Genomic DNA, 2,097 nt, shown 5'->3' on the forward strand with positions numbered 1-2,097 from the left:
CCCGCCCGGAGGGCCCCGCCACCCGGCCCATCTCCCGCAGCGCCGCGGCCCGTTCCTCGAAGAACATCAGCCCGGCCTGCGACACCACCAGATCGAACGAGTCGTCGGCGCAGGGCAGTGCGCACGCGTCGCCCTGCTGCCAGCGCACGTCGGGCCGGATGCGCCGGGCCACGTCCAGCATCGCCTCGTTCAGGTCCAGCCCGACCACCGAGCCGGACGGTCCCACGACGTCGGCGGCGACCCGCGCCACCGCGCCGGTGCCGCACGCGACGTCCAGCACGGTCTGTCCCCGCAGCGGCCGTACCGTGTCGACGAGGCGGCGGGCCCAGGCGCCGAAGAGCGCCGGGACGAAGGTGGTCTCGTAGAAGTCGGCCTGATCCGCCGAGAGCTGGTATTTCATGCACTCAGGCAAGCAGCGGCGGACGGGGGGCGGATAGTTCGATTTCCGGACTTCCGGCGCCGCCGCCGCGGGTGGATGGTGGGTTCATGCGTGGCTACGGGCAGTACTGTCCCATCGCGCTGGCGGCCGAGGTCTTCGCCGAGCGATGGACGCCGATCATCATCCGCAACCTGTTCCTGGGCTGCGGCACCTTCAACCGGATCCTGGACGGCGCGCCCGGTTTGCCGCGCAGCGTTCTGTCGCAGCGACTGCGATCGCTGCAGAAGGCGGGGGTGGTCCGGCGGACGGACGGCGGGTACGCGCTGAGCGCCAGCGGCCACGAGCTCGCCGCGGTCTGCCTGGAGCTGGGCGCGTGGGGGGCGCGCTGGCGGTCGGCCCGCCCCGAGGACCAGGACCCGTACCTCGCCCTGTGGATGCTGTCCCGGCTGATCGCGGCGCCGCGTGCCCGGATCGTCGTGGTCTTCCAGATCACCGACGCCCCGTTGCCGAACCGCTTCTGGCTGGTGGTCTCGGCCGACGGCAACGAGGTCTGCGCCCACCCGCCGGGCTTCGCCGAGGACGGCCTGGTCACGACGGACACCGCCAGCCTGGTCCGCTGGTACGCCGGCGAGGTCACCCTGGCGGCGGCCCAGCGCGGTGGCGGCATGGTGGTCGAGGCGCCGCGGCCGGTGATCCGGGAGCTCGCGGCGTGGGGCCGGCTCAACCCGTACCTCGGTGTCGCTCGCCCGGAGGCGGTTTAACGCCGGCGCCGTGGCTCACCCTCGCTGCCTGGGCCGGCGGAGCGCTGCCGTCCGCCGGTGTCGCGATCACGCGCGACATGACCGGCGACTGACAGCCCTGCCGGGTGCAGGTCTCGGGAGATCACCTTGCCGGTCGCGTTGCGGGGGAGTGCGGGCAGGAAGACGACATCCCGGGGTACGCAGAACCGCGCGCGATGCCGGCGTACGTGCTCCCGCACCTCGTCCTCGCCCAGCACGGCGCCGTCCCGCAGCACCACGTACGCCGCCAGCCGCTGCCCGTACTCCGCGTCCGGAACGCCCACCACCGCCACCTCGCGCACCTCGTCCAGGTCGGCGAGCAGGTTCTCCACCTGGGACGGGAAGACGTTCTCACCGCCGGAGACGATCATGTCGTCCACTCGGCCGTCGACGTAGACCCGCCCGGCCTCGTCGAGGTGGCCCAGGTCGCCGGTCGCCAGCTCCGCCGCCGAGCGGTCCGGCCCGCCGGTGTAGCCCTCGAAGAGCATGTCGTTGCGGACGAAGAGGCGCCCGGCCCGGCCGGGCGGCACCGGCGTCCCGTCCTCGTCGCGCGCCGTGACCACCGTCCCGTGCGGAGGCCGGCCGGCGGTGTGCGGCGCGGCCCGCAGGTCGGCGGGCGTCGCGATGGATGCCCAGGACACCTCGGTGGAGCCGTACAGGTTGTACAGGACGTCGCCAAAGCGGTCCATGAACCGGGTGGCCAGCCCGCCGGGCAGCGCCGACCCGCTCACCGCCACCACCTCGAGCCGGGGCCGTTCCGCCGGCGGCGGCAACTCCATGATCCGGTCCAGCATCACCGGCACGGCGACCAGTGCGGTGCACCGGTGCCGGCGAAGGTCGTCCAGGGTGGCCGCCGGGTCGAAGCGCCGGCGCAGCACGATGGTCGCGCGCAGCGCGAGGGCGATCTGCAGCGCCGCGAAGCCCCAGGTGTGGAAGAGC

3 protein-coding genes are annotated in these 2,097 nt (G+C 73.8%); 1 reads left to right on the plus strand and 2 read right to left on the minus strand.

Annotated features, from left to right (window positions below; genetic code table 11):
- The coding region (locus AB0M20_RS40045) for a methyltransferase domain-containing protein (RefSeq protein ID WP_364306366.1) at positions 1 to 400 on the minus strand (400 nt) is incomplete at its 3' end.
- Positions 401 to 486: 86 nt separating this feature from the next.
- On the opposite strand from AB0M20_RS40045, the gene AB0M20_RS40050 reads away from it, so the two are divergent.
- Entirely contained in the window at positions 487 to 1,140 is a 654-nt protein-coding gene (locus tag AB0M20_RS40050) for a helix-turn-helix domain-containing protein (RefSeq protein ID WP_364306368.1), read from the plus strand.
- Here AB0M20_RS40050 and AB0M20_RS40055 read toward each other — a convergent pair.
- Positions 1,137 to 2,097: AMP-binding protein (locus tag AB0M20_RS40055; protein WP_364306369.1), on the minus strand; the 961-nt coding region annotated here is incomplete at its 5' end. The two genes, AB0M20_RS40050 and AB0M20_RS40055, sit on opposite strands and share 4 nt — an antisense overlap.

The sequence above is a fragment of the Actinoplanes sp. NPDC051633 genome (genome assembly GCF_040681735.1).
Lineage (GTDB): Bacteria > Actinomycetota > Actinomycetes > Mycobacteriales > Micromonosporaceae > Actinoplanes.

What these genes read in the sequence shown, in the direction of transcription:
- AB0M20_RS40050 (WP_364306368.1), top strand. Translation starts at nt 487, where the DNA reads ATGCGTGGCTACGGGCAGTACTGTCCCATCGCGCTGGCGGCCGAGGTC.